The sequence below is a fragment of the Phenylobacterium sp. genome (assembly GCF_035569475.1).
Taxonomy (GTDB): Bacteria; Pseudomonadota; Alphaproteobacteria; order Caulobacterales; family Caulobacteraceae; genus Phenylobacterium.
This window is the reverse complement of sequence record NZ_DATMNA010000111.1, coordinates 23,957-42,451: the sequence shown is the minus strand read 5'-3', so window position 1 is coordinate 42,451 and position 18,495 is coordinate 23,957. Positions and strand designations below refer to the sequence as shown.

22 protein-coding genes and 1 pseudogene are annotated in these 18,495 nt (G+C 71.1%); 13 read left to right on the top strand and 10 right to left on the bottom strand.

Annotated features, from left to right (window positions below; genetic code table 11):
* Together VNW53_RS18255 and VNW53_RS18250 are read left to right on the top strand one after the other, a co-directional pair.
* The coding region (locus tag VNW53_RS18255) for a GNAT family N-acetyltransferase (protein WP_325557346.1) at positions 1–258 on the top strand (258 nt) is incomplete at its 5' end.
* Between the two features lie 23 nt (positions 259–281).
* Positions 282–1,196, top strand: coding sequence for an alpha/beta hydrolase (locus VNW53_RS18250; protein WP_325557345.1), 915 nt, complete (start codon positions 282–284; stop codon positions 1,194–1,196).
* Here the strand turns inward: VNW53_RS18250 and VNW53_RS18245 are convergent.
* Positions 1,193–2,146 (bottom strand): ABC transporter ATP-binding protein, encoded by a 954-nt coding sequence (locus VNW53_RS18245; protein ID WP_325557351.1) that lies wholly within the window; start codon positions 2,144–2,146, stop codon positions 1,193–1,195. The genes VNW53_RS18250 and VNW53_RS18245 overlap by 4 nt on opposite strands.
* 105 nt (positions 2,147–2,251) lie before the next feature.
* Here VNW53_RS18245 and VNW53_RS18240 point away from each other — a divergent pair, with 105 nt between their 5' ends.
* Positions 2,252–2,566 carry a zinc-finger domain-containing protein gene (locus VNW53_RS18240; RefSeq protein ID WP_325557343.1) on the top strand — a complete coding sequence of 105 codons (315 nt, stop codon included), beginning with the start codon at positions 2,252–2,254 and terminating at the stop codon, positions 2,564–2,566.
* A gap of 158 nt (positions 2,567–2,724) precedes the next feature.
* On the opposite strand, the gene dnaN is transcribed toward VNW53_RS18240, so the two are convergent.
* From dnaN to hrcA, 3 genes are all read right to left on the bottom strand, one after another.
* Positions 2,725–3,843 (bottom strand): DNA polymerase III subunit beta, encoded by a 1,119-nt coding sequence (gene dnaN / locus VNW53_RS18235; RefSeq protein WP_325557342.1) that lies wholly within the window; start codon positions 3,841–3,843, stop codon positions 2,725–2,727.
* A gap of 112 nt (positions 3,844–3,955) precedes the next feature.
* Complete coding sequence (gene grpE, locus VNW53_RS18230; protein WP_325557341.1) at positions 3,956–4,579, bottom strand: nucleotide exchange factor GrpE; 624 nt, start codon at positions 4,577–4,579, stop codon at positions 3,956–3,958.
* Positions 4,580–4,607: 28 nt separating this feature from the next.
* Positions 4,608–5,675, bottom strand: a complete 1,068-nt coding sequence (hrcA, locus tag VNW53_RS18225; RefSeq protein ID WP_414693298.1) for a heat-inducible transcriptional repressor HrcA — start codon at positions 5,673–5,675, stop codon at positions 4,608–4,610.
* 122 nt (positions 5,676–5,797) lie between these two features.
* On the opposite strand from hrcA, the gene rph reads away from it, so the two are divergent.
* The gene (gene rph / locus VNW53_RS18220) at positions 5,798–6,514 is read left to right on the top strand and encodes a ribonuclease PH (RefSeq protein WP_325557338.1); all 717 of its coding nucleotides are present in this window, start codon (positions 5,798–5,800) and stop codon (positions 6,512–6,514) included.
* A 319-nt stretch (positions 6,515–6,833) separates the two neighbouring features.
* Here the strand turns inward: rph and VNW53_RS18215 are convergent, their stop codons facing one another.
* Positions 6,834–7,070: a helix-turn-helix transcriptional regulator gene (locus VNW53_RS18215; RefSeq protein ID WP_325557336.1), complete on the bottom strand. Its 237-nt coding sequence runs from the start codon at positions 7,068–7,070 to the stop codon at positions 6,834–6,836.
* A gap of 15 nt (positions 7,071–7,085) precedes the next feature.
* Entirely contained in the window at positions 7,086–7,610 is a 525-nt protein-coding gene (locus tag VNW53_RS18210; RefSeq protein WP_325557335.1) for a DUF2975 domain-containing protein, read from the bottom strand.
* A gap of 393 nt (positions 7,611–8,003) precedes the next feature.
* On the opposite strand from VNW53_RS18210, the gene rdgB reads away from it, so the two are divergent.
* The 7 genes from rdgB to VNW53_RS18175 all read left to right on the top strand — a co-directional run bounded on the left by rdgB (position 8,004) and on the right by VNW53_RS18175 (position 14,685).
* The gene (gene rdgB, locus VNW53_RS18205) at positions 8,004–8,603 is read left to right on the top strand and encodes an RdgB/HAM1 family non-canonical purine NTP pyrophosphatase (protein WP_325557334.1); all 600 of its coding nucleotides are present in this window, start codon (positions 8,004–8,006) and stop codon (positions 8,601–8,603) included.
* Positions 8,600–9,742 carry a radical SAM family heme chaperone HemW gene (gene hemW, locus VNW53_RS18200; protein WP_325557332.1) on the top strand — a complete coding sequence of 381 codons (1,143 nt, stop codon included), beginning with the start codon at positions 8,600–8,602 and terminating at the stop codon, positions 9,740–9,742. The genes rdgB and hemW overlap by 4 nt, the downstream gene beginning before the upstream one ends.
* A 31-nt stretch (positions 9,743–9,773) precedes the next feature.
* A complete protein-coding gene (gene rsmI, locus VNW53_RS18195) occupies positions 9,774–10,646 on the top strand; it encodes a 16S rRNA (cytidine(1402)-2'-O)-methyltransferase (RefSeq protein WP_325557331.1) in 873 nt (290 codons plus the stop codon).
* Positions 10,643–11,023, top strand: a complete 381-nt coding sequence (locus VNW53_RS18190; protein WP_325557329.1) for a YraN family protein — start codon at positions 10,643–10,645, stop codon at positions 11,021–11,023. The genes rsmI and VNW53_RS18190 overlap by 4 nt, the downstream gene beginning before the upstream one ends.
* A gap of 19 nt (positions 11,024–11,042) precedes the next feature.
* Positions 11,043–11,858, top strand: coding sequence for a SirB1 family protein (locus tag VNW53_RS18185; protein ID WP_325557327.1), 816 nt, complete (start codon positions 11,043–11,045; stop codon positions 11,856–11,858).
* Positions 11,859–12,040: 182 nt separating this feature from the next.
* Entirely contained in the window at positions 12,041–12,988 is a 948-nt protein-coding gene (gene gshB / locus VNW53_RS18180; RefSeq protein ID WP_325557326.1) for a glutathione synthase, read from the top strand.
* A 152-nt stretch (positions 12,989–13,140) separates the two neighbouring features.
* The gene (locus VNW53_RS18175; RefSeq protein WP_325557325.1) at positions 13,141–14,685 is read left to right on the top strand and encodes a YifB family Mg chelatase-like AAA ATPase; all 1,545 of its coding nucleotides are present in this window, start codon (positions 13,141–13,143) and stop codon (positions 14,683–14,685) included.
* Here the strand turns inward: VNW53_RS18175 and VNW53_RS18170 are convergent.
* The 4 genes and pseudogenes from VNW53_RS18170 to VNW53_RS19915 form a co-directional block, all read right to left on the bottom strand.
* Positions 14,631–15,101, bottom strand: a complete 471-nt coding sequence (locus tag VNW53_RS18170) for a hypothetical protein (RefSeq protein ID WP_325557324.1) — start codon at positions 15,099–15,101, stop codon at positions 14,631–14,633. The two genes, VNW53_RS18175 and VNW53_RS18170, sit on opposite strands and share 55 nt — an antisense overlap.
* A 67-nt stretch (positions 15,102–15,168) precedes the next feature.
* Complete coding sequence (locus VNW53_RS18165; RefSeq protein ID WP_325557323.1) at positions 15,169–15,546, bottom strand: hypothetical protein; 378 nt, start codon at positions 15,544–15,546, stop codon at positions 15,169–15,171.
* A gap of 194 nt (positions 15,547–15,740) precedes the next feature.
* A complete protein-coding gene (locus VNW53_RS18160) occupies positions 15,741–16,079 on the bottom strand; it encodes a hypothetical protein (RefSeq protein ID WP_325557322.1) in 339 nt (112 codons plus the stop codon).
* A 181-nt stretch (positions 16,080–16,260) separates the two neighbouring features.
* A pseudogene (locus VNW53_RS19915) lies at positions 16,261–16,407 on the bottom strand (LuxR C-terminal-related transcriptional regulator); the annotation flags it as partial.
* Between the two features lie 96 nt (positions 16,408–16,503).
* Here VNW53_RS19915 and VNW53_RS18150 point away from each other — a divergent pair.
* Both VNW53_RS18150 and VNW53_RS18145 read left to right on the top strand, forming a co-directional pair.
* Positions 16,504–16,893 carry a helix-turn-helix domain-containing protein gene (locus tag VNW53_RS18150; protein WP_325557320.1) on the top strand — a complete coding sequence of 130 codons (390 nt, stop codon included), beginning with the start codon at positions 16,504–16,506 and terminating at the stop codon, positions 16,891–16,893.
* Positions 16,894–16,929: 36 nt separating this feature from the next.
* Positions 16,930–18,480, top strand: a complete 1,551-nt coding sequence (locus VNW53_RS18145; protein ID WP_325557318.1) for a response regulator — start codon at positions 16,930–16,932, stop codon at positions 18,478–18,480.
* Positions 18,481–18,495 lie beyond the last annotated feature (15 nt).

The window sequence follows — 18,495 nt, the reverse complement described above, 5'->3', positions numbered from 1 at the left end:
GCCACGCTCTATGTGTTGCGCCAGGCGCAGGGGCACGGGCTGGGCGCGCGGCTGATGGGCCAGACCGCCCGCGCGCTGGCGGCCCAGGGGGCGACCTCGCTGATGGTCTCGGTGCTACGCGACAACCTGCGCGCCCGCGGCTTCTACGAGCACCTGGGCGGCGAGCCGGAGGCGGCGCGGCAGGAGCCCGGCCCGGGCGGCCGGCTGCTCTACGAGGTCGCCTATCGCTGGCGCGACATCCGCAGCCTGACCGCATGAGGCCATCGGAGCTCCTGAGGAGCTTGGCGCTGGCGGGACTGGCCTGCGCTCTCGCCCTTCCGGCCCAGGCCCAGCCGAAGCTGATGGACTGGCCCGACCTGATGGGCCGGCCCCTGCCGAAGGCGACGGCGCGGATCGCCTATGGCCCCGACCCGCTGCAGGTGGCCGAGGTCTGGCGCCCGGACGGCAAGGGCCCGTTCCCCACGGTGCTGATGATCCATGGCGGCTGCTGGCGCTCCGGCGTCGCGAACCTGCACATCATGGACTATGCCGCCGAGGATCTGCGCAGGCGCGGGATCGCGGTGTGGAACATCGAATACCGCGGCGTCGACAGGCCCGGCGGCGGCTATCCTGGAACCTTCCAGGACGTCAGCGCCGCCGCCGACGCGCTGCTGGCGCACGGACGGGACTACGGCCTTGCGACCGACAAGCTTGTGGTGCTGGGCCATTCGGCGGGCGGCCAACTCGCCCTGTGGCTGACGGCGCGGCCGAAGCTGCCGGCCTCAAGCCCGCTGCAAGATCCGAAACCGCTGAACATCGCCTGGACGGTCAGCCTGGGCGGCCTGCCCGATCTGGTGACGGCCAAGGACGGCTGCGGCGAGGCGACCGTCGCGCGCCTTCTGGCCGGCTCGGCTCGGCCCGACCCCTTGAGCGATACCTCACCCGCGGGCCTCCTGCCGCTCGGCACGCCCCGGATGCTGATCCACGGCGCCCTGGACGAGACGGCCCCGCCCGCACAGGGCAAGGCCTATGTGGCCAGGGCGCGCGCGGCGGGCGACATCCGCGCCTGGACCTACGCGATCCCAGGCGAGGGGCATGTGGAGGAGATCGCGCCGGGCTCGAAGACCTGGGCCGCGGTCACCGACGGCCTGCAGTCGGTCTTCCACAGCAAGGACGGCGGCTGGGTGATGCGGAACCTGGCGGTGAGCGGGCCCTAGGACCCTACCGGCTCCGGCGCGGCGTAGGTCAGCGACACGAACACGTCTTCCAGGTCCGGGTCCTCGGTGGCGATATCCTTGATGTGCAGGCCGGCGGCGCGGATGGCGGCCAGCACCTGTTCGACGGACGACTGGCCGGTGCGGTAGCTGACCGTGAAGCCGCCGGAGGGCAGCAGGGCGGTCTCAAACCCCGCCAGGGCCGGCGCGGCGGTCATCGGCTCCAGCGGGGTCACCAGCACCTTGCGCATGTCCATCCGGGCCAGCAGCGTGGTGGTCGGCTCGCAGGCCACCACCTGGCCGCGGTTGATGATCGCGATCTGGTCGCAGAGCTCCTGGGCCTCTTCCAGGTAGTGGGTGGTGAGCACGATGGTCACGCCCTTGCGGTTCAGTTCCAGCACATAGGCCCAGAGCTGGCGGCGCAGCTCCACGTCGACGCCGGCGGTGGGCTCGTCGAGGATCAGCACCGGCGGGTTGTGGACCATGGCCTTGGCGACCATCAGGCGGCGCTTCATGCCGCCGGAGAGCTGGCGCACGTAGGCGTTGGCCTTGTCGCCGAGGCCCAGGGCATTCAGCAGCTCGGCGGTGCGGCGCTCGGCCTTGGGCACGGCGTACATGCCCGCGGCCACCTCCAGCGACTCGGCCGGGGTGAAGAAGGGGTCGGCGGCGATCTCCTGCGGCACCACGCCGATGGCGGCGCGCGCGTCGCGGGGCCGCTCGTCGATGTCGCGGCCCCAGATGCTGACCGTGCCGGAGGTCTTGCGGCACAGGCCCGCCAGGATGTTGATGAAGGTCGACTTGCCGGCTCCGTTCGGCCCCAGCAGGCCGAAGATCGAGCCGCGCGGGATCGCCAGGTCGATGCCCTTCAGCGCCCGCATTTCCGGCGTCGTCTTGGTGGCCGCGTAGGTCTTGACCAGGCCCTTGGCCTCAATCGCGTAGTCCGGCAGATTCATGAGCATCCCGTCGTCGCCCTCTCCACATTGACTGGGAAAGCCGCGCTCGCATACCTAGGCGCGCGGCGGCCCCTCCACAATCGGGCCGCTCAGAAGGATTGCCCGATGGCCCGCAAAGCCGCCTCCAAGCCGCTCGTGAAACCCGCTTCCGCGAAGAAGAAGCCCGAACCGGCGCCGGCCAAGGGGGCCTTGGTCCCCAACCTGCCGGCGCCCGAGGTCATCGTCGTGCGCTCCAAGCGCGTGGCCTGCGACGGGGTCGGCGGCGCGCTCGGCCACCCGCGGGTCTATCTGGAGATGGGCGAGGCCGACTTCGTCGAATGCCCCTACTGCGACCGCCGCTTCGAGTTGGCCAGCGGGACCGAGGGACCGGAGAGCGAGTACGCCGCGCCGGGGGTCTACGAAGGGTCGCACGGGCACTGAGATCATCCCTCCTCTTTAGGGGAGGGACAGGCCGCGAAGCGGCCAGGGTGGGGAAGTCGCGTTCAGGCGGCGGACTCTCAGCTTGGCCCACACACCCCCACCCGACCTCGGCTTCGCCTCGGCCACCCTCCCCTAAAGAGGAGGGATGGCGCCCCGCGCTAAACCCTCAACGGCATCAGGATGTACTGCACGTCCGCGTCCTGCGGATCGAGAACCAGCGCCGGATCGTTCGGGCCGCCGAAGCGCAGTTCGGCCAGTTCGCCCGAGATCTGGTCGGTGATGTCCAGCAGGTAGCGGGCGTTGAAGCTGAGCTCGAAGGCGTCGCCGTCGTAGTCCAGTTCCAGCTCTTCCACCGCCTGGCCGGCCTCCATGTTGCGCACGGTGAGCACGCATTTTCCGCCCTCGACGGCCATGCGCACGGACCGGGACTTCTCCGCCGAGATGGTGGCCACGCGGTCGACGGCCTGGGCGAACAGCTTGGAGTCCACGCGCACGATGCGGTTGTTGTCCTTGGGGATCACTCGCGGATAGTCGGGGAAGGTGCCGTCGATCACCTTGGAGGTCAGCGCCGCGCCGCCGAAATCCAGGCGCACCTTCTGGGGGCTGATCTGCAGCTCGACCTGCTCGCCGGCGTCGTCCAGCAGGCGCCTGGCCTCGGCGATGGTTTTGCGGGGCACGATCACGCCCGGCAGGCCGGCCGCGCCGTCCGGCGCCGCCATCTCGGCCAGCGCCAGGCGCGAGCCGTCGGTGGCCACCGCGCGCAGCTTGGTCTGGCCCTCCTCGACCACCGTGTGCAGGTAGAGGCCGTTCAGGTAGTAGCGGGTCTCCTCGGCGGAGATCGCGAACTTGGTCTTGTCGATCAGCCGGATCAGGTCGGTGACATCCACCGCCATGCGGCCCGACAGGCCGTCGGAGGTCATCACCGGGAAGTCGCCGGCCGGCAGCACCGGCAGGTTGAAGCGGCTGCGCCCGGCCGAGACGGTCAGGCGCGGGTCCTCGCCCGTGAAGCTGAGCACCACGTCGGCGCCTTCCGGCAGCTTGCGGACGATCTCGTAGAGGGTATGGGCCGGCGCGGTGATTTGGCCGGGCTGGTCCACCTGGGCCAGGGCCTCGTCGATGATCTCCATGTCGAGATCGGTGGCCGAGAACGTCAGCCGGTCGCGCTCGGCGGACAGAAGCACGTTGGACAGGATCGGGATGGTGTTGCGCCGCTCCACCGCGCTCTGCACATGCCCCAGCGCCTTAAGCAGCGCCGCCCGCTCGATCGTCAGCTTCATGTGTTTGTCCGAACCGCACCGCGCGGAACGCAAATCGCCCCCGCGCCCCCCGACCTGGAAGGACTTGCGACATTAGCCATTTTGCAGGCTGACGGAAGGGGCGCTCAGGCCCTCAGGCGCGCCGATCCACAGAACCGCCCGGATCGGCCTCATCGCCGCTGGCGTAGGGGTTCGGTCCCGCGCCGCCCGGCTTGGGCGCGTCGGGCTGGGCGCCGGCCTCCTTGGCCGCCACCATCACCATGGCCGGGCGCACCAGGCGGCCGAGCAGTTCGTAGCCGGGCTGCATCACCTCGACCACGCCGCCGGCCGGCACGTCGGTCCCCGGGACCTCGGCCATGGCCTGGTGCTGGTGGGGGTCGAACTTGTCGCCCCTGGCCGGCGCGATACGCTTCAGCCCATTGCGTTCGAAGGCGCCGAGCAGCTCCTTCTCGGTCATCTCCACGCCGAGCACGAAGTTCTTGATCGCCGGGTCGCCGCCGTCGGCCGGCTCGTGCGCCAGGGCCCGCGAGAGGTTGTCGGCCACGCCCAAGAGGTCGCGGGCGAACTTCTGGATCGCATAGGCGCGCGCGTCGTTGGCCTCGCGCTCGGCGCGGCGCCGGGTGTTCTCGGCTTCCGCGGCGTAGCGCAAGATCTGCTCCTTCAGCGCCGCGTTCTCGGCCTTCAGCGCCGACAGCTCGGCCTCGCCCGCTTCGGCGAGGAAGGCGTCGGCTTCGTCGGGCGTATTGTCTTCGGACATCTAGCTCTCGTCTCTCAGCTCTTGTCGCTCAGGCTTTCATCACCTGACCCAGCACGCGCGCGGTATAGTCCACCAACGGGATGATCCGCGCATAGTTCAGCCGGGCCGGGCCGATCACGCCGATCGCGCCCAGCACCCGCTGCGACCCCGTCATATAGGGTGCGGCGATCACGGCGGAACCTGAAAGTGAGAACAGCTTGGTCTCCGCCCCGATGAAGATGCGCACGCCCTGGCCCTCGCGCACCCCGTCCAGCAGCGAGATCAACTGCTCCTTCTGCTCCAGGTCCTCGAACAGCGAGCGCACCCGTTCCAGGTCGTCGACGGCGCCCGGTTCGTCCAGCAGGTTGGCGCGGCCGCGCACGATCAGGGCGCGGTCCTCCGCGTCGCCGCCGCCCCAGGCGGCCAGGCCGTCCTCCACCAGCCGCGCGGCGCTGGCGTCGAGTTCGCGCCGGGCGCGGGCGATGTCGGCGGCGAGGTCCACCTTGGCCTCGGCCAGGGTGCGGCCGCGCAGGCGGGCGTTGAGGAAGTTCGAGGCCTCGGTGAGCGCAGAGGGCGTCACCCCGGCCGGCAGGCGGATCAGCCGGTTCTCCACCGTGCCGTCGGCGAAGACCATGATCGCCAGGGTGCGCTCCACGCCGAGCGAGACGAACTCCACATGCTTGACGCCGGCGTCGCGGATCGGGGTCACCACCACGCCCGCCCCGCCGGCCAGGCCGGAGAGGATCGAGGAGGCCTCGTTGAGCGCGTCCTCGAAGTTGCGGCCGTGGGCGTGCAGGCGCGCCTCGATGGCCTGGCGGTCGACCGCGCCCACGTCGCCCACCTCCAGCAGGCCGTCGACGAACAGGCGCAGGCCTGCATGGGTCGGCAGCCTCCCCGCGCTGACGTGCGGCGCGCCGAGCAGGCCGAGCTGGGTCAGGTCCTGCATGGTGTTGCGGATCGAGGCCGGCGACAGCGGCAGGCCGCCCTTCGACAGGGTGCGCGAGCCCACCGGCTCGCCGGTCTCCAGATAGCTCTCCACGATGCGGCGGAAGATGTCGCGCGCGCGTTCGTCGAGTTCGGCCAGGGAGGGACCGGAGGCGAAGAGGGGGGTGCTCACGTTTGCGGCGGCGGGTTCTCGGGTGGCGTCCATGGACGGGACCTTGCCGATCTAGGATAAGCGCGGCCTCAGTCCGCGCAAGCCGCGCGCCCAATCAAGCCGCCATCCCCAGGAGTCTCCCCATGCGCCCGTCCGAACGCCTCGCCGACGTGCTGCGGCCCGTGACCCTGGAGACCGGCGTCAACCGCTATGCGGAAGGCTCCTGCCTGGTGAGCTTCGGCCACACCAAGGTGCTGGTGACGGCCAGCCTCGAGGAAGGCGTCCCCGGCTTCCTGCGCGGCAAGGGCCAGGGCTGGGTCACCGCCGAGTACGGCATGCTGCCCCGCGCGACCCACACCCGCGGCCGGCGCGAGGCCGCCCAGGGCAAGCAGTCGGGCCGCACCCAGGAGATCCAGCGGCTGATCGGCCGCTCCATGCGCGCCATCGTCGACCTGAAGGCGCTGGGCGAGCGGCAGATCTCCATCGACTGCGACGTGATCCAGGCCGACGGCGGCACGCGCACCGCCTCGGTGACCGGCGCCTGGGTGGCGCTGCGGTTGGCCACCAGATACCTGCTGGAGGAGGGCGTGATCGCCACCGACCCGATCCTCGATCAGGTGGCGGCGGTAAGCTGCGGGGTGTTCGCCGGGACGCCGGTGCTGGACCTCGACTACGAGGAGGACTCCAACGCCGAGGCGGACGCCAACTTCGTGCTCACCGGCCGCGGCGACATCGTCGAGATCCAGGCCACCGGCGAGAAGCGCGGCTTCTCGGAGGCCGAGTTCGAGTCCCTGTTCTCGCTGGCCCGCAAGGGGATCGGCGAACTGGTCGCCTTGCAGCGCGCGGCGACCGGCGGCTGAGAACGCAAAGCGGGCGGCCGGTCGCCCAGCCGCCCGCTTCGCTTACCGCCGAGAGCGGTCGTCTGGTCCTAGAGCCCGGCCACGAAATAGCGGAAGGCCGAAGGCGGCATCCGGTTCAGCTCGCGCGCCAGGGGCGCGAAGAGGGCGTTCAGAACCCGTTCAATCGCAGCGATCATCGGGAACACTCCTGTGTGCAGTGCAGCATTGTGCGCCGCATATAGAAATGGAGCTTTGAGATTGCAAGGCTTCTCACGGTGAAGCCAAGTTCCTCGCCGCGCTGCGATAGCTCCTCCGCCGCAAGCGAGGGAGGAGCCGAGGATCACTCGTCGTCGTCCGGCTGATCATCCGAAGGCCCCGCTTCGTAGGTGAGCAGGTCGCCCGGCTGGCACTCCAGCTCCCGGCAAAGCGCCGCCAGGGTGGAGAAGCGCACGGCGCGGGCCTTGCCGGTCTTCAGGATCGACAGGTTGGCGATGGTCACGCCGACCCGGTCGGCGAGTTCGGTGAGCGACATGCGGCGTTCGAGCAGGACGCGGTCGAGTTGGACGCGGATGGGCATGGTCTGGGGCGCCGCCTAGATCGTCAGCTCGGCTTCGCGCCGCAGGCGGGCGCCTTCGCGGAACACCTCCGCCAGCACGAAGACCACCAGGACGGAGAACCAGGCGGTGAGGCTGAAGTCGGGCTTCACGTCCTTGATCCAGGGCAGGAAGGGGCTGAGGCCCCAGACGCAATAGCGGCCGATCTCCAGCGCCGCCAGCATCAGGCCGATCAGGCGCAGGCGCCGCACGTTGGTCGGGTGGAAGGGATCGCCGGCGGTCAGGGTGGTGAAGATCTGGCGCAGGGAATGAACGATCACCAGCACGCCGCCGATCGACAGGCCGAACACCAGCAGCATGCCGGCGAACAGCGGCCCGCGGGTCGCGACGACCGCGGCGTTCCTGCTCATGATGTCGGGGAAGAGGTCGGGATTGAAGCTGAACAGCAGGGCGGCCAGGGTGGCCAGCGCCACGGCGCCCAGGGCGATCCAGAGGGCGGCGAAGACCACATCGAGGATGATCTTCAGGAAACTGGAGACCGATCCCGGTCCTAGCGCGCGCATCGAGAAGCTCCCCAGCCGACGCCAAAACCCGCCCCGGCGGCGCTGGCGAAGAGCGCGGCGGGAGCGGGTCGGACGAACCCCAAGGCGATGAGCCTAGTTGATCGTGGCGGCGACGGCGACTGCCAGCATCGGGGTCACGGCGAGCGCCATGAAGATGCCCAGGGAAACGCGGTCGAAGGTCTTCATCACATTCGAGAACATTGGTCGGTTCCTTTCGTTCGAATTGCTGCGGTGCAGCGTATTTGTGGGTCGGTGTCCCGTCCCGATGTCGGTATTCAATACGGCCGCATCGATTAGCGATCAAATTAATATCGAGTAACGATATTAAACTTTTGCAATGCAACACGACGGGGCGCGGCTATGGTCGCAAACGCGTAAAGGGAGCGTGAATCGATGGCGCTGAAGCTGGAGCCTGGAAGCCGGCTGGTGGTGGCCACCCACAACCCCGGCAAGGCCCGCGAACTGGGCGAGATCCTGGAGAACCGCTTCGCGCTGGTGAGCGCTGGCGAGCTGGGCCTGGCCGAACCGGACGAGACCGAGACGACCTTCGCCGGCAACGCCCTGCTGAAGGCCCGCGCGGCGGCCGAGGCCAGCGGCCTGATCGCCCTGGCCGACGATTCCGGCCTGTCGGTGGCGGCCCTGGAGGGCTCGCCCGGCATCTACTCGGCGCGCTGGGCGGGACCGGGGCGCGACTTCACCGTGGCCATGAAGAAGGTCGAGGAGCGCCTGGAGGAGACCGGCGCCAAGGATTTCAGCGCCTGGTTCACCAGCGCGCTCGCGGTCGCCTGGCCGGGCGGCCCGGCGGTGGTGGTCGAGGGCCGGGTGGACGGGACGCTCAGCTTCCCGCCGCGCGGCGACAAGGGCTTCGGCTACGACCCGATCTTCGTCCCCGAGGGGTTCGCCCAGACCTTCGGCGAGATGGAGCCTTCGGCCAAGGACGGCATGAGCCACCGCGCCAGGGCCTTCGCCAAGCTGAAGGCCGCGCTCTTGTGACAACGGCGCCGAAGGTGGGGGTCTACATCCACTGGCCCTACTGCGCGCGCATCTGCCCCTACTGCGACTTCAACGTCTTCAAGGACCGGCGTGGCGACGAGCCCGCCGCGCTCGCCCGCGCGATCGTCGCGGACCTGGAGGCGCAGGCGACGCTGACCGGGCCGCGCGAACTGGCCTCGGTGTTCCTGGGCGGCGGCACGCCGTCGCTGATGGACCCTGAGTGGGCGGGCGAGATGATCGCGGCCGCAAGGCGCCTCTGGACCCCGGCGGCGGACCTCGAGGTCACCCTGGAGGCCAACCCGACGGACGCCGAGGCCCAGCGGTTCGCGGGCTTCGCCGACGCCGGGGTGAATCGCCTGTCGCTCGGCCTGCAGTCGCTCGACGACGCGGCGCTGGGGTTCCTGGGTCGCAACCACGACGCGGCGACCGCGATCCGGGCGGCGCGGGCGGCGACCCGGGCGTTTCCGCGGCTCTCCATCGACATGATCTACGCCCGGCCCGGCCAGACGCCGCAGGTCTGGGCGGCGGAGCTGAAGGCGGCCGTCGACCTGGGCGCCGAGCACGTCTCGCCCTACCAGCTCACCATCGAGGCCGGCACCGCCTTCGACCGCGCAGTGCGCCGCGGGACCTTCATGCCGCCGGACGCCGACACCGGCGCCGAGCTGTTCGACACCACCCAGCGGGTGCTCGAAGCCGCCGGGTTCGAGGCCTACGAAGTCTCCAACCACGCCCGCGGCGAGGCCGCCCGGTCGCGCCACAACCTGATCTACTGGCAAGGCCGCGACTACATCGGCGCGGGGCCGGGCGCCCACGGCCGGATCACCGTCGAGGGCGCGCGCCGGGCCACCCATGCGGCAGCGAGGCCGGCCGATTACATCGCCCGTGTGGCGGAAACCGGCGTGGGCTTCGCGGCCCCTGAGACCCTCAGCCCCCGCGAGGCCGCCCAGGAGCGGTTGCTCAGCGGCCTGCGAATCACCGAAGGCGTGCCGCGGGCGGATGTCGCCGCCTTGGCGATCCCGTCCGCCCGGATCGCCGAACTCGTGATGCTCGGCCTGCTGGCCGACGATCCCGGCCGGCTACGGGCGACGCCCGCCGGGCGGCTGGTGCTGGATCGGCTGACTCAGGAGCTGGCCCTTTGACATCGGTGTCATGACCGGCGAACCCTCCGCCATGGCCCAACGCCTTCCGCCGCCCGCCCTGGACGACTCGACCCTGGCGCCGGGGCTCTATGTGGTGGCCACGCCGATCGGCAACCTGCGCGACATTACCCTGCGCGCGCTGGACGTGCTGGCCGCCGCGGACCTGGTGCTGGCCGAGGACACCCGGGTGGCCGGCAAGCTGCTCGGCGCCTATGGCCTGTCGGCGAAGCTGGAACGCTACGACGAGCACGGGGCCGAACGATCGAGGCCCAAGGCCATGGCGGCCTTGGCGGAGGGCAAACGCGTCGCGCTCATCTCCGACGCCGGGACGCCGCTGGTCTCCGACCCCGGCTACAAGCTGGTGCGCGAGGCCGCCGCAGCGGGCGTGGCGGTGTTCCCGATTCCCGGCCCCTCGGCCCTGCTGGCCGGCCTCTCCGCCGCGGGCCTGCCCACCGACCGCTTCCTGTTCGCGGGCTTCCCGCCGCCGAAGAGCGCCGCGCGGCGGACCTTCCTGGAGGAACTGGCGCCGATCCGCGCCACCCTGGTGTTCTTCGAAGGCGGCTCGCGCCTGGCAGCCAGCCTGGCCGACATGGCCGCCGTGCTGGGCGCCGCGCGCGAGGCCGTCGTCTGCCGCGAACTCACCAAGCTCTACGAGACCCTCTACCGCGGCCCGCTGGCGGAGCTGGCCGCCGATCCGCGGCTCGACGCGCCGAAGGGCGAGATCGTGATCCTGGTCGGTCCCGGCCACGAAGCCGAGGCCAGCGCCGGCGACATCGACGCCGCGCTCGCCGACGCGCTTCTACGCCTGCGCCCGGCCGAGGCCTCCGCCGAGGTGGCCAAGGCGCTCGGCCTCTCGCGCCGCGACGTCTACCAGCGGGCCATGGCCCTGCGGGCGGGCCGGTGAGACGCGGCGAGGTCCGCCAGGCGCGCGGCCGCGCGGGGCGCGAGGCCGGCCGCCGCGCCGAGGTGCTGGCCGCGCTATGGCTGATGGCCAAGGGCTACCGCATCCTGGGCTTCCGCTTGAAGACGCGCCAGGCGGAGATCGACCTCCTGGCCCTGCGCGGGAAGGTGCTGGCGGTGGTCGAGGTCAAGCGCCGCACCAGCCTGCTCGCCGCCCTGGAGACCGTGACCTTCGACCAGCGCGAGCGGCTGCGGCGCGCCGGCCGGGCCCTGGCGGCCGGGCGGCCCGCCCTCGGCGGTGCGGCGGTGCGTCTCGACCTGATAGCCCTCGCGCCGGGCAGACTCCCCAGGCATATTCCCGACGCCTGGAAGGGAAACTGAGGGACCAGCCGACAACGCCATGAGTCGCGAGGAAGCTGAGACCCTGTTGCTTGGCGCGGGCGCCGCGCCCGACGCCGATTTCCCGCTGCTGGAAGCCGCGATCGCCTGCGCCATCCACGAGGACCCCGCGCGCGACCCGCAGGCCGCCCGAGACCTGGGCGCGGCAGGCGTCGAGCGACTGGGGCTGCGCCTGAAGCAGGAGAGCGCCGAGGAGGCCCTGGCCGAGAGCATGGCAGGCGATCTTCGGCTGGCCGGCGACCTCCTGACCTACGAGGACCCCGACAACGCCGACGTCGTGGCCGTGGCCGAGCGGCGCAAGGGGCTGGCGGTGGCGCTGGGGGTCTTCTACCTGCACGCCGCGCGGAAATGCGCGCTCACCGTCCAGGGCGTCGACTTCCCCGGCCACTTCCTGTTGCGCATCGAGACCGAGGAAGGCCCGCTGGCCCTGGACCCGTTCTCGGAGGGCCGCGTGGTCCTGCCGTCCGAGCTGACCCGGCGCGCCCTCCACGCGGGCCTCACCCCCAACGTCGCCGACCGGCTGGACCGGCTGATGGCGCCGGTCAGTGACCGCGCAGTGCTGATGCGCCTGCAGAACACCATCTACGCCCGGGCCATCCAGATGCGCGACTTCCCCCGCGCCGAGCGCGCCGCCCTGCGCCGCGCCCTGCTGGATCCCAGCGACCACCGCCCCTGGCTCGACGTGGCCGCCGCCCGCGAGGGCCAGGGCGCCCTGGCCGGATCGCTCGAGGCCCTGGCGCGGGCGACGGAACTCGACGGCGGCGCGGCCCTGGCGGCGCGCGCCCAGCGCGAGCGGGTGCGGTTGCAGTTGAACTAGCGCGGGCGACCCTTCGGCTTCGAGGTGAAGGCCTCGTCCAGCGGACAGGCCGCGCCATAAATCTCATGGCAGCCAGTTTGCTTTGCGGTCTCGGAAGGATCGTTGATCCTTCACGTTTGCACGGCTGGCGCTGCGGCCCGCAGCGGCCTATCTCCCAAGGTCCAGGTCGCCCGGAGCTCTCCATGTCCCTCAAGGTCGCGGTGCAGATGGACCCCATCGAGGGGATCAACATCGAGGGCGACACGACCTTCCTGATGATGGAGATGGCCCAGGCCCGCGGTCACAGCCTGTTCGTCTACACCACCGACACCCTCGCCATGGAGGAGGGCCGGGTGTTCGCGCGCGGCCGGCAGGTCAGCGTCCAGCGCCGGGTGGGCGACCACGCCACGCTGGGGGATTTCAAGCGGGTGGACCTCGCCGCCTTCGACGTGATCCTGCTGCGCCAGGACCCGCCCTTCGACATGAACTACATCGACTCGACCTTCTTCCTGGAGAAGGTCCACCCTGGGACCCTGGTGGTGAACGACCCGGTCTCGGTTCGCAACGCCCCGGAAAAGCTGTTCGTCACCGACTTCCCCCGCCTGCAGCCGCCGACCCTGATCACCTCCGACCGCGAGGCGATCGCCGAGTTCCGGCGGCGGCACGGCGACGTCGTGCTGAAGCCCTTGAACGGCCGCGGCGGATCGGGCGTGACGCGCCACCTGGCCGACGACCCCAACCTCGAAGCCCTGCTGGAGATACACGCCCAGCTCAGCCCCGAGCCGGTGATCCTGCAGAAATTCCTGCCGTCGGTGACCCAGGGGGACAAGCGGATCCTGCTGATCGACGGCGAGGCCGTGGGCGCGATCAACCGGGTGCCGCAGAAGGGCCAGATCCGCTCCAACCTGGCGGTCGGCGGCCGCGCCGAGGCCGTGGAGCTGACCGCCCGCGACCGGGAGATCTGCGCCGCCATCGGCCCGGAGCTGAAGGCGCGCGGCCTGCTGTTCGTCGGCATCGACGTGATCGGCGACTATCTGACCGAAATCAACGTCACCTCGCCCACGGGGGCCGTGGCGCTCAAGACCTTCACCGGAATCGACGCCGCCGATATCCTCTGGCAACGGATTGAAACCCTTCGCTCTACCGCCTAGGTTGTCCCCGCAAGACGCGCCCTCAAGTCACGGAAACGTCTCGTTTTCCCCATAAGTTCTATTTTTGTTCTTGATCTGAGCGCGGCCGTGTGGTGCGATCTTGTGGATAACTGACGATTGACCACAAGGTCTTGGGGGGCTGGGGAAAGGGCATGGCCGCACGGGTTGTGACCGTGGCGTTCGAAGGCGTCGAGGCGCGCCGGGTCGACGTGGAGGCTCAGCTCACCGGCGGCGAATTCGCCTTCATCGTGGTGGGCCTGGGCGACAAGGCGGTGGGGGAGAGCCGGGAACGGGTCCGCGCGGCCTTCACCGGCCTTGGCCTGGCGATGCCGGGCAAGCGGATCATCGTCAATCTCGCGCCCGCGGACCTGCCCAAGGTGGGCAGCCACTACGATCTGCCGATCGCGCTGGCGGTGATGGCCGGCATGGGCGTGATCCCGCCCGACGCGCTCGCCGACTGGGCCGCGGTGGGCGAGCTGTCTCTGGACGGCCGCATCGTGCAGACTTCGGGCGCCCTGCCGGCGGCGGTGGCCGCAGGCGGCATGGGCCTGGGGCTGATCTGCCCGGAGGCCTGCGGGCCGGAGGCCGCCTGGGCGGGCGAGACGCGGATCCTGGCGGCGCCGTCGCTGATCGCCCTGGTGAACCACTTCCGGGGGACCCAGGTCCTCTCGGCGCCCAAGCCCGGACCCATGCGCGACGGCGAGCGCCGGCCGGACCTGCGCGAGGTGAAGGGTCAGGAGAACGCCAAGCGGGCGCTGGAGATCGCCGCGGCGGGCGGCCACAACCTGGCCTTCGTCGGGCCGCCGGGGTCGGGCAAGTCGATGATGGCCGCCCGCCTGCCGGGCCTGCTGCCGCCGCTGACGCCTGAGGAGTTGCTGGAGACCTCCATGGTCCATTCGGTGGCCGGCCTGATCGCCAAGGGCGAGCTGACCCGCGCGCGGCCGTTCCGCGCGCCGCACCATTCGGCGACCATGGCGGCGCTGACCGGCGGAGGCCTGAAGACCAAGCCGGGCGAGGTCAGCCTGGCGCACAACGGGGTGCTGTTCCTCGACGAACTGCCGGAGTTCAGCGCCCAGGCGCTGGACAGCCTGCGCCAGCCGCTGGAGACCGGCGAGGTGATCGTCGCCCGCGCCAACGCCCATGTGCGCTATCCGGCCCGGGTGCAACTGGTGGCCGCGATGAACCCGTGCCGGTGCGGCCTGGGCGGGCCTGGGCGCGGCGCCTGCGGTCGCGCGCCCCGCTGCCAGAGCGACTACCTGGGCCGCATTTCGGGTCCGCTGATGGACCGCATCGACCTGCAGGTGGAGGTGCCGCCGGTCACCGCCGCCGATCTGGCCCTGCCCGCGCCGGCGGAGGGGACCGCCCAGGCGGCCGCGCGGGTGGCCGAGGCCCGCGGCGCCCAGGCCGAGCGGGCGGTCCGCGGCGGCGAGGGCGCGGCGGCGCTGAACGCCCGGGCCGAGGGCGAATGGCTGGAGACCATCGCGGCCCTCGACGCGCCGGCCCGCGCGCTGCTGACCCGCGCCGCGGAGGCCGGCGGCCTCACCGCCCGTGGCTGGACCCGGACCCTGAGGCTCGCGCGCACCATCGCCGACCTGGAGGGCGCGGACGCCGTGCGGCGGGTCCACGTGGCCGAGGCGCTGATCTACCGCCGCATCGCCCCGGGATCGGTCATCGGATCGCCGTCGCTGGCCGGCTGACGGCTGGCGCGCCAGGTGTTGAACACGCCGATACCCACGGCGAAGAACACCCATTGGCTGAAGATGACCTGCCCGGTCGCATAGGCCCAGGCCCGCACGCCGGGGTCCACGATACGGGCGATGTGGGTGACGACGCAGAGCAACTGAAAGGCCGCCGCGAACAGCGGCCAGTAGCGGCGGGTTCGCAGCGCGACCGCCGCGAGCAGGACCAGCAGGCAAATGTCGGCCCCGAAGGCGCCCCACTGGGTCCCCGACCAGCGGGGATCGCGCAGGACGAGGGTGGTCAGCCAGCTCAGCATCAGACCGCCGGCCGCGACCTGTTCCTCTCGCCCTCCCTTCCAGAAGGCGCCTCCACCGACGATCACCGTGATCGCCAGTCCAACCCAGGGCGGCAGGGCGTAGCTGTGCGGATGCAAGAAAAAAGACCCCCGGCGAGAGCCGAGGGTCCAATCTGCCAGACAGCCCGTGAGGGCGGAAGGGATTCTACGCGGCGCGGACCGGGCGAAGGGCGCGGCGGCCGACCTGGACCTCCTCGGTCGACGCGAAGGAGGGCGGCGGCTTGTCGCCGCTGCCCGGGTCGGTCATCACCACCGCGCCCAGGCCGATCTGGGTCTGGACGATCGAGAGCTCCTTGTGGGTCTCGACGATGGCGCGGCGGGCGTCGGCGAGCGCGGCGATCGCCTGGCTGGCGCGCTCCACGGCGTCCTGGCCGATCAGGGCCGAGGCCCCGGCCTGCCGGCGGAGGCTCGGCATGACCCCGGTGAGCGCAGCGGTTTTGGCCAGCGCCGCGTCGATGGCGGCTTCGGCTTCGAACAGGGCGCCGGCGACTTGCTCGGCGATCATACGACGTTGCTTGAGCATGAGTTCTCTCCTGCGCTCGCCGGGCTGCGACGGGCGCCTAAAGGTTTAAGCCGGGTATGGTTTCGGTCCGGTTCAGGCCCGGAAAAAAGTTCGCCCGAGGTCCTGGAGCGCATGGAGGCCCGCCAACATCCCCCCGAAAGCCAGGGCGGTGATGACGGCGATCGCCACGATGGCGCCGAGCCGGGCGACGGGACTCAGATCATTTCGGCCAAGCCAGCGTCGGGTTCCGACTTGAAGTTCTCGTCGAGCAGAACCCAGGTCATGCAGAGAATCTCCCGCAGGACCATTTCCGAAGGCTTGAACGGCGCCAGCTTCCGCGTACCCGACACCAAATGCCGGACCATCGAGGCTTGCGCCTCCGTGGCCGCCAGATCTACGAGCTGTCGTTCCAGTTGCGCCCAGGTAAAGGTCGGGAGGGCTTCCTCCCGGGCCGCCGGTGTCGGCCAGCGGGCCTCGAAGTCGTCGATCTCCCGGCGCAGCCGCAAGGCCTTGCCGATCACCGCTCTGTTGTCGAAGTTCTGCCAGTCGCCCATGGGCCACCCCCTCTGTTGCCGGCTCATCCGGCCAGAGGTTAACGGCGGCGTCTGTCCTGATCGCGTCGTGTCCTGATCCGGTCAGGACATGGTTAACCGGCAGGTCGACGTCCAGTTGACGCGCCAGCCGCGCCGCAGCGTAGCGGTCTTCCACCCCCAGCTTGCGGCGCGCGCGGTCGCAATAGGTGTCGACGGAAGTCTTCGACATGCCGAGCTGGCGGGCGATCTGCTTGGAGGAAAGGTGCTGGTCGACCAGCCGCAGGCATTCGCGCTCGCGCGGTGTGAGCAGGCCCACCGGATCTTCGACGATGATGTCGCGTGCTCGCATAGCGCCGGCAGTTAACGATGACTTGCGGCTGGCGTCTACTTTAACACGCCCGCCCGCGAGCGATCAGCTACACTGTGACGCATTGGAGGCGTCGCGATGGACACACCCGACCCCGGCCGCACCGCACAACTGGAGCTGATGATCGGCGCACGGCTACGCACCCGCCGCCGCCAGCTCGGGCTTTCGCAGAGCGACCTGGCGCAACGGCTCGGGGTGTCCTTCCAGCAGGTGCAGAAGTACGAGCGCGGCGCGAACCGGGTCGCGGCCTCGACCCTGCTGACCGCCGCCCAGGCGCTCAGCACCTCCATCTCCTGGCTGGTGGGCGAGGAGGTGTCCGGCCGCGACGACGACGACGACGTGTTCCGCGCGCTTTCCCGCCCCGGCGCGCTCGAGATCCTGCAGGCGTTCAACGCCATTCCCGATCCGCGCACCCGCATGGCCCTCCTGGCCCTGGCCCGCGAGATGGCGGGCGGCGCGGCCGCTTGACCGACCGTTAAGGCGTTTGCGGCTATCGCAGGCGTCATGCGCAGACCTCCCGCAAGGCCCGCCAGACCGCTCGCCCAACGCCGTCCGCGGCGCGCCCAGATCAGCGCCGAGCAACTGGCCTCCCTCAGCCACGAGTTCCGCACCCCGCTGAACGGCGTGCTGGGGATGTCGCGGCTGCTGGAGGGCACGCGCCTGACCGCCGAGCAACGCGCCTACGCCGCCGCCATCCGCGATTCCGGCGAGCATCTGCTCACCCTCGTCAACGACGTGCTGGATTTCGCCAAGCTGGGAGCGGGCAAGATCGAGCTGCATCCGGGCGAGGTCGAGGTCGACGCCTTGCTGCGCGGGGTCTGCGAGCTGCTGTCGCCGCGGGCCCGGGAGAAGGGTGTCGAAATCGCCTGGGCGGCGCCGGCGGTTCCCGGCGCGATCCGCGCCGACGAAGGCCGCCTGCGCCAGATCCTGCTCAACTTCGCCGGCAACGCGGTAAAGTTCACCGAGACCGGCGGCGTGCTGGTGGGCGTGGTCCCCGGCGAGCGCGGGCGGCTGCGCTTCACCGTCGAGGACACCGGCCCCGGCGTCACCGCCGACCAGCGCGAACGCATCTTCGAGGCCTTCGCCCAGGCCGACCCGGCCCACGCCCACCTGGGCGGCGCGGGGCTGGGCCTGGCGATCGCCCGGCGGCTGGCGCTGGCCATGGACGGCGCGGTCGGCGTCGAGGCGCGGCCGCAGGGCGGCGCCTGCTTCTGGTTCGAGGCGGCGTTCCGGCCCGCCGCGTCTCCGGCTGCGGCCGCCGGTCTCGCCGGCCGCAAGGTGGGCGTGGCCTCGGCCAATCCCATGGTCCGCGAGGCCGCCCGGCGGCAGATCGAGGCCTGCGACGGCCGGCCGGTCCCGGCCGCCCATATGGACGAGCTGATCGCCCGCACCCAGTTCGGCGACGTGGTCCTGGTGGACCACGCGCTCGCCACCGGCGCGCGGCTGGTGCGTCGGCCGCCGGAGCGCCGCGCCATCATCCTGCTGGCTCCGGAAGAGCGCGCCCTGATCGGCCGCTACCGGCGCTCGGGCTTCGCCGGCTATCTCATCAAGCCGCTGCGCCGCGCCTCCCTGGCCGAACGGGTGCTGATCGCCGCCGGCGCCGAGCAGGCCTCCTCCGCCGGCGCCGAGGACGAGCGGATCGCCACGGCCGCCGCGCCGGGCAAGAAGGTGCTCCTGGTCGAGGACAATCCGATCAACGCCCTGCTGGCCCGCGCGCTCCTGACCCGCGAGGGCTGCGAGGTCGACCACGCCAGCGGCGGCGACGAGGCCATCGCAGCCTCCAAGGTCGGGGCCTATGACCTGATCCTGATGGACATGCGGATGCCGGGCCTGAACGGGGTGGAGACCGCCCGCGCCCTTCGCCAGCTCGGCGTCGAGACCCCCATCGTGGCCTTGACCGCCAACGCCTTCGAGGACGACCGCCACGCGTGCCTGGCGGCGGGGATGAACGACTTCCTGGTCAAGCCGATGTCGCCGGACGCGCTGCGCGCCACCCTGACCCGCTGGACGGGACCGGGCTGGACCGAAGCCCTGAGGCGCGCCAAGGTCGGCTGACCGGGCGCCGGGGCG

What these genes read in the sequence shown, in the direction of transcription:
- VNW53_RS18240 (WP_325557343.1), top strand. Translation starts at nt 2,252, where the DNA reads ATGGCCCGCAAAGCCGCCTCCAAGCCGCTCGTGAAACCCGCTTCCGCG.
- VNW53_RS18210 (WP_325557335.1), bottom strand. Translation starts at nt 7,610, where the DNA reads ATGCGCGCGCTAGGACCGGGATCGGTCTCCAGTTTCCTGAAGATCATC.
- VNW53_RS18245 (WP_325557351.1), bottom strand. Translation starts at nt 2,146, where the DNA reads ATGAATCTGCCGGACTACGCGATTGAGGCCAAGGGCCTGGTCAAGACC.
- rsmI (WP_325557331.1), top strand. Translation starts at nt 9,774, where the DNA reads ATGGCCCAACGCCTTCCGCCGCCCGCCCTGGACGACTCGACCCTGGCG.
- gshB (WP_325557326.1), top strand. Translation starts at nt 12,041, where the DNA reads ATGTCCCTCAAGGTCGCGGTGCAGATGGACCCCATCGAGGGGATCAAC.
- dnaN (WP_325557342.1), bottom strand. Translation starts at nt 3,843, where the DNA reads ATGAAGCTGACGATCGAGCGGGCGGCGCTGCTTAAGGCGCTGGGGCAT.
- rph (WP_325557338.1), top strand. Translation starts at nt 5,798, where the DNA reads ATGCGCCCGTCCGAACGCCTCGCCGACGTGCTGCGGCCCGTGACCCTG.
- VNW53_RS18145 (WP_325557318.1), top strand. Translation starts at nt 16,930, where the DNA reads ATGCGCAGACCTCCCGCAAGGCCCGCCAGACCGCTCGCCCAACGCCGT.
- VNW53_RS18215 (WP_325557336.1), bottom strand. Translation starts at nt 7,070, where the DNA reads ATGCCCATCCGCGTCCAACTCGACCGCGTCCTGCTCGAACGCCGCATG.
- VNW53_RS18165 (WP_325557323.1), bottom strand. Translation starts at nt 15,546, where the DNA reads ATGCTCAAGCAACGTCGTATGATCGCCGAGCAAGTCGCCGGCGCCCTG.
- rdgB (WP_325557334.1), top strand. Translation starts at nt 8,004, where the DNA reads ATGGCGCTGAAGCTGGAGCCTGGAAGCCGGCTGGTGGTGGCCACCCAC.
- VNW53_RS18160 (WP_325557322.1), bottom strand. Translation starts at nt 16,079, where the DNA reads ATGGGCGACTGGCAGAACTTCGACAACAGAGCGGTGATCGGCAAGGCC.
- VNW53_RS18185 (WP_325557327.1), top strand. Translation starts at nt 11,043, where the DNA reads ATGAGTCGCGAGGAAGCTGAGACCCTGTTGCTTGGCGCGGGCGCCGCG.
- VNW53_RS18150 (WP_325557320.1), top strand. Translation starts at nt 16,504, where the DNA reads ATGGACACACCCGACCCCGGCCGCACCGCACAACTGGAGCTGATGATC.
- VNW53_RS18175 (WP_325557325.1), top strand. Translation starts at nt 13,141, where the DNA reads ATGGCCGCACGGGTTGTGACCGTGGCGTTCGAAGGCGTCGAGGCGCGC.
- grpE (WP_325557341.1), bottom strand. Translation starts at nt 4,579, where the DNA reads ATGTCCGAAGACAATACGCCCGACGAAGCCGACGCCTTCCTCGCCGAA.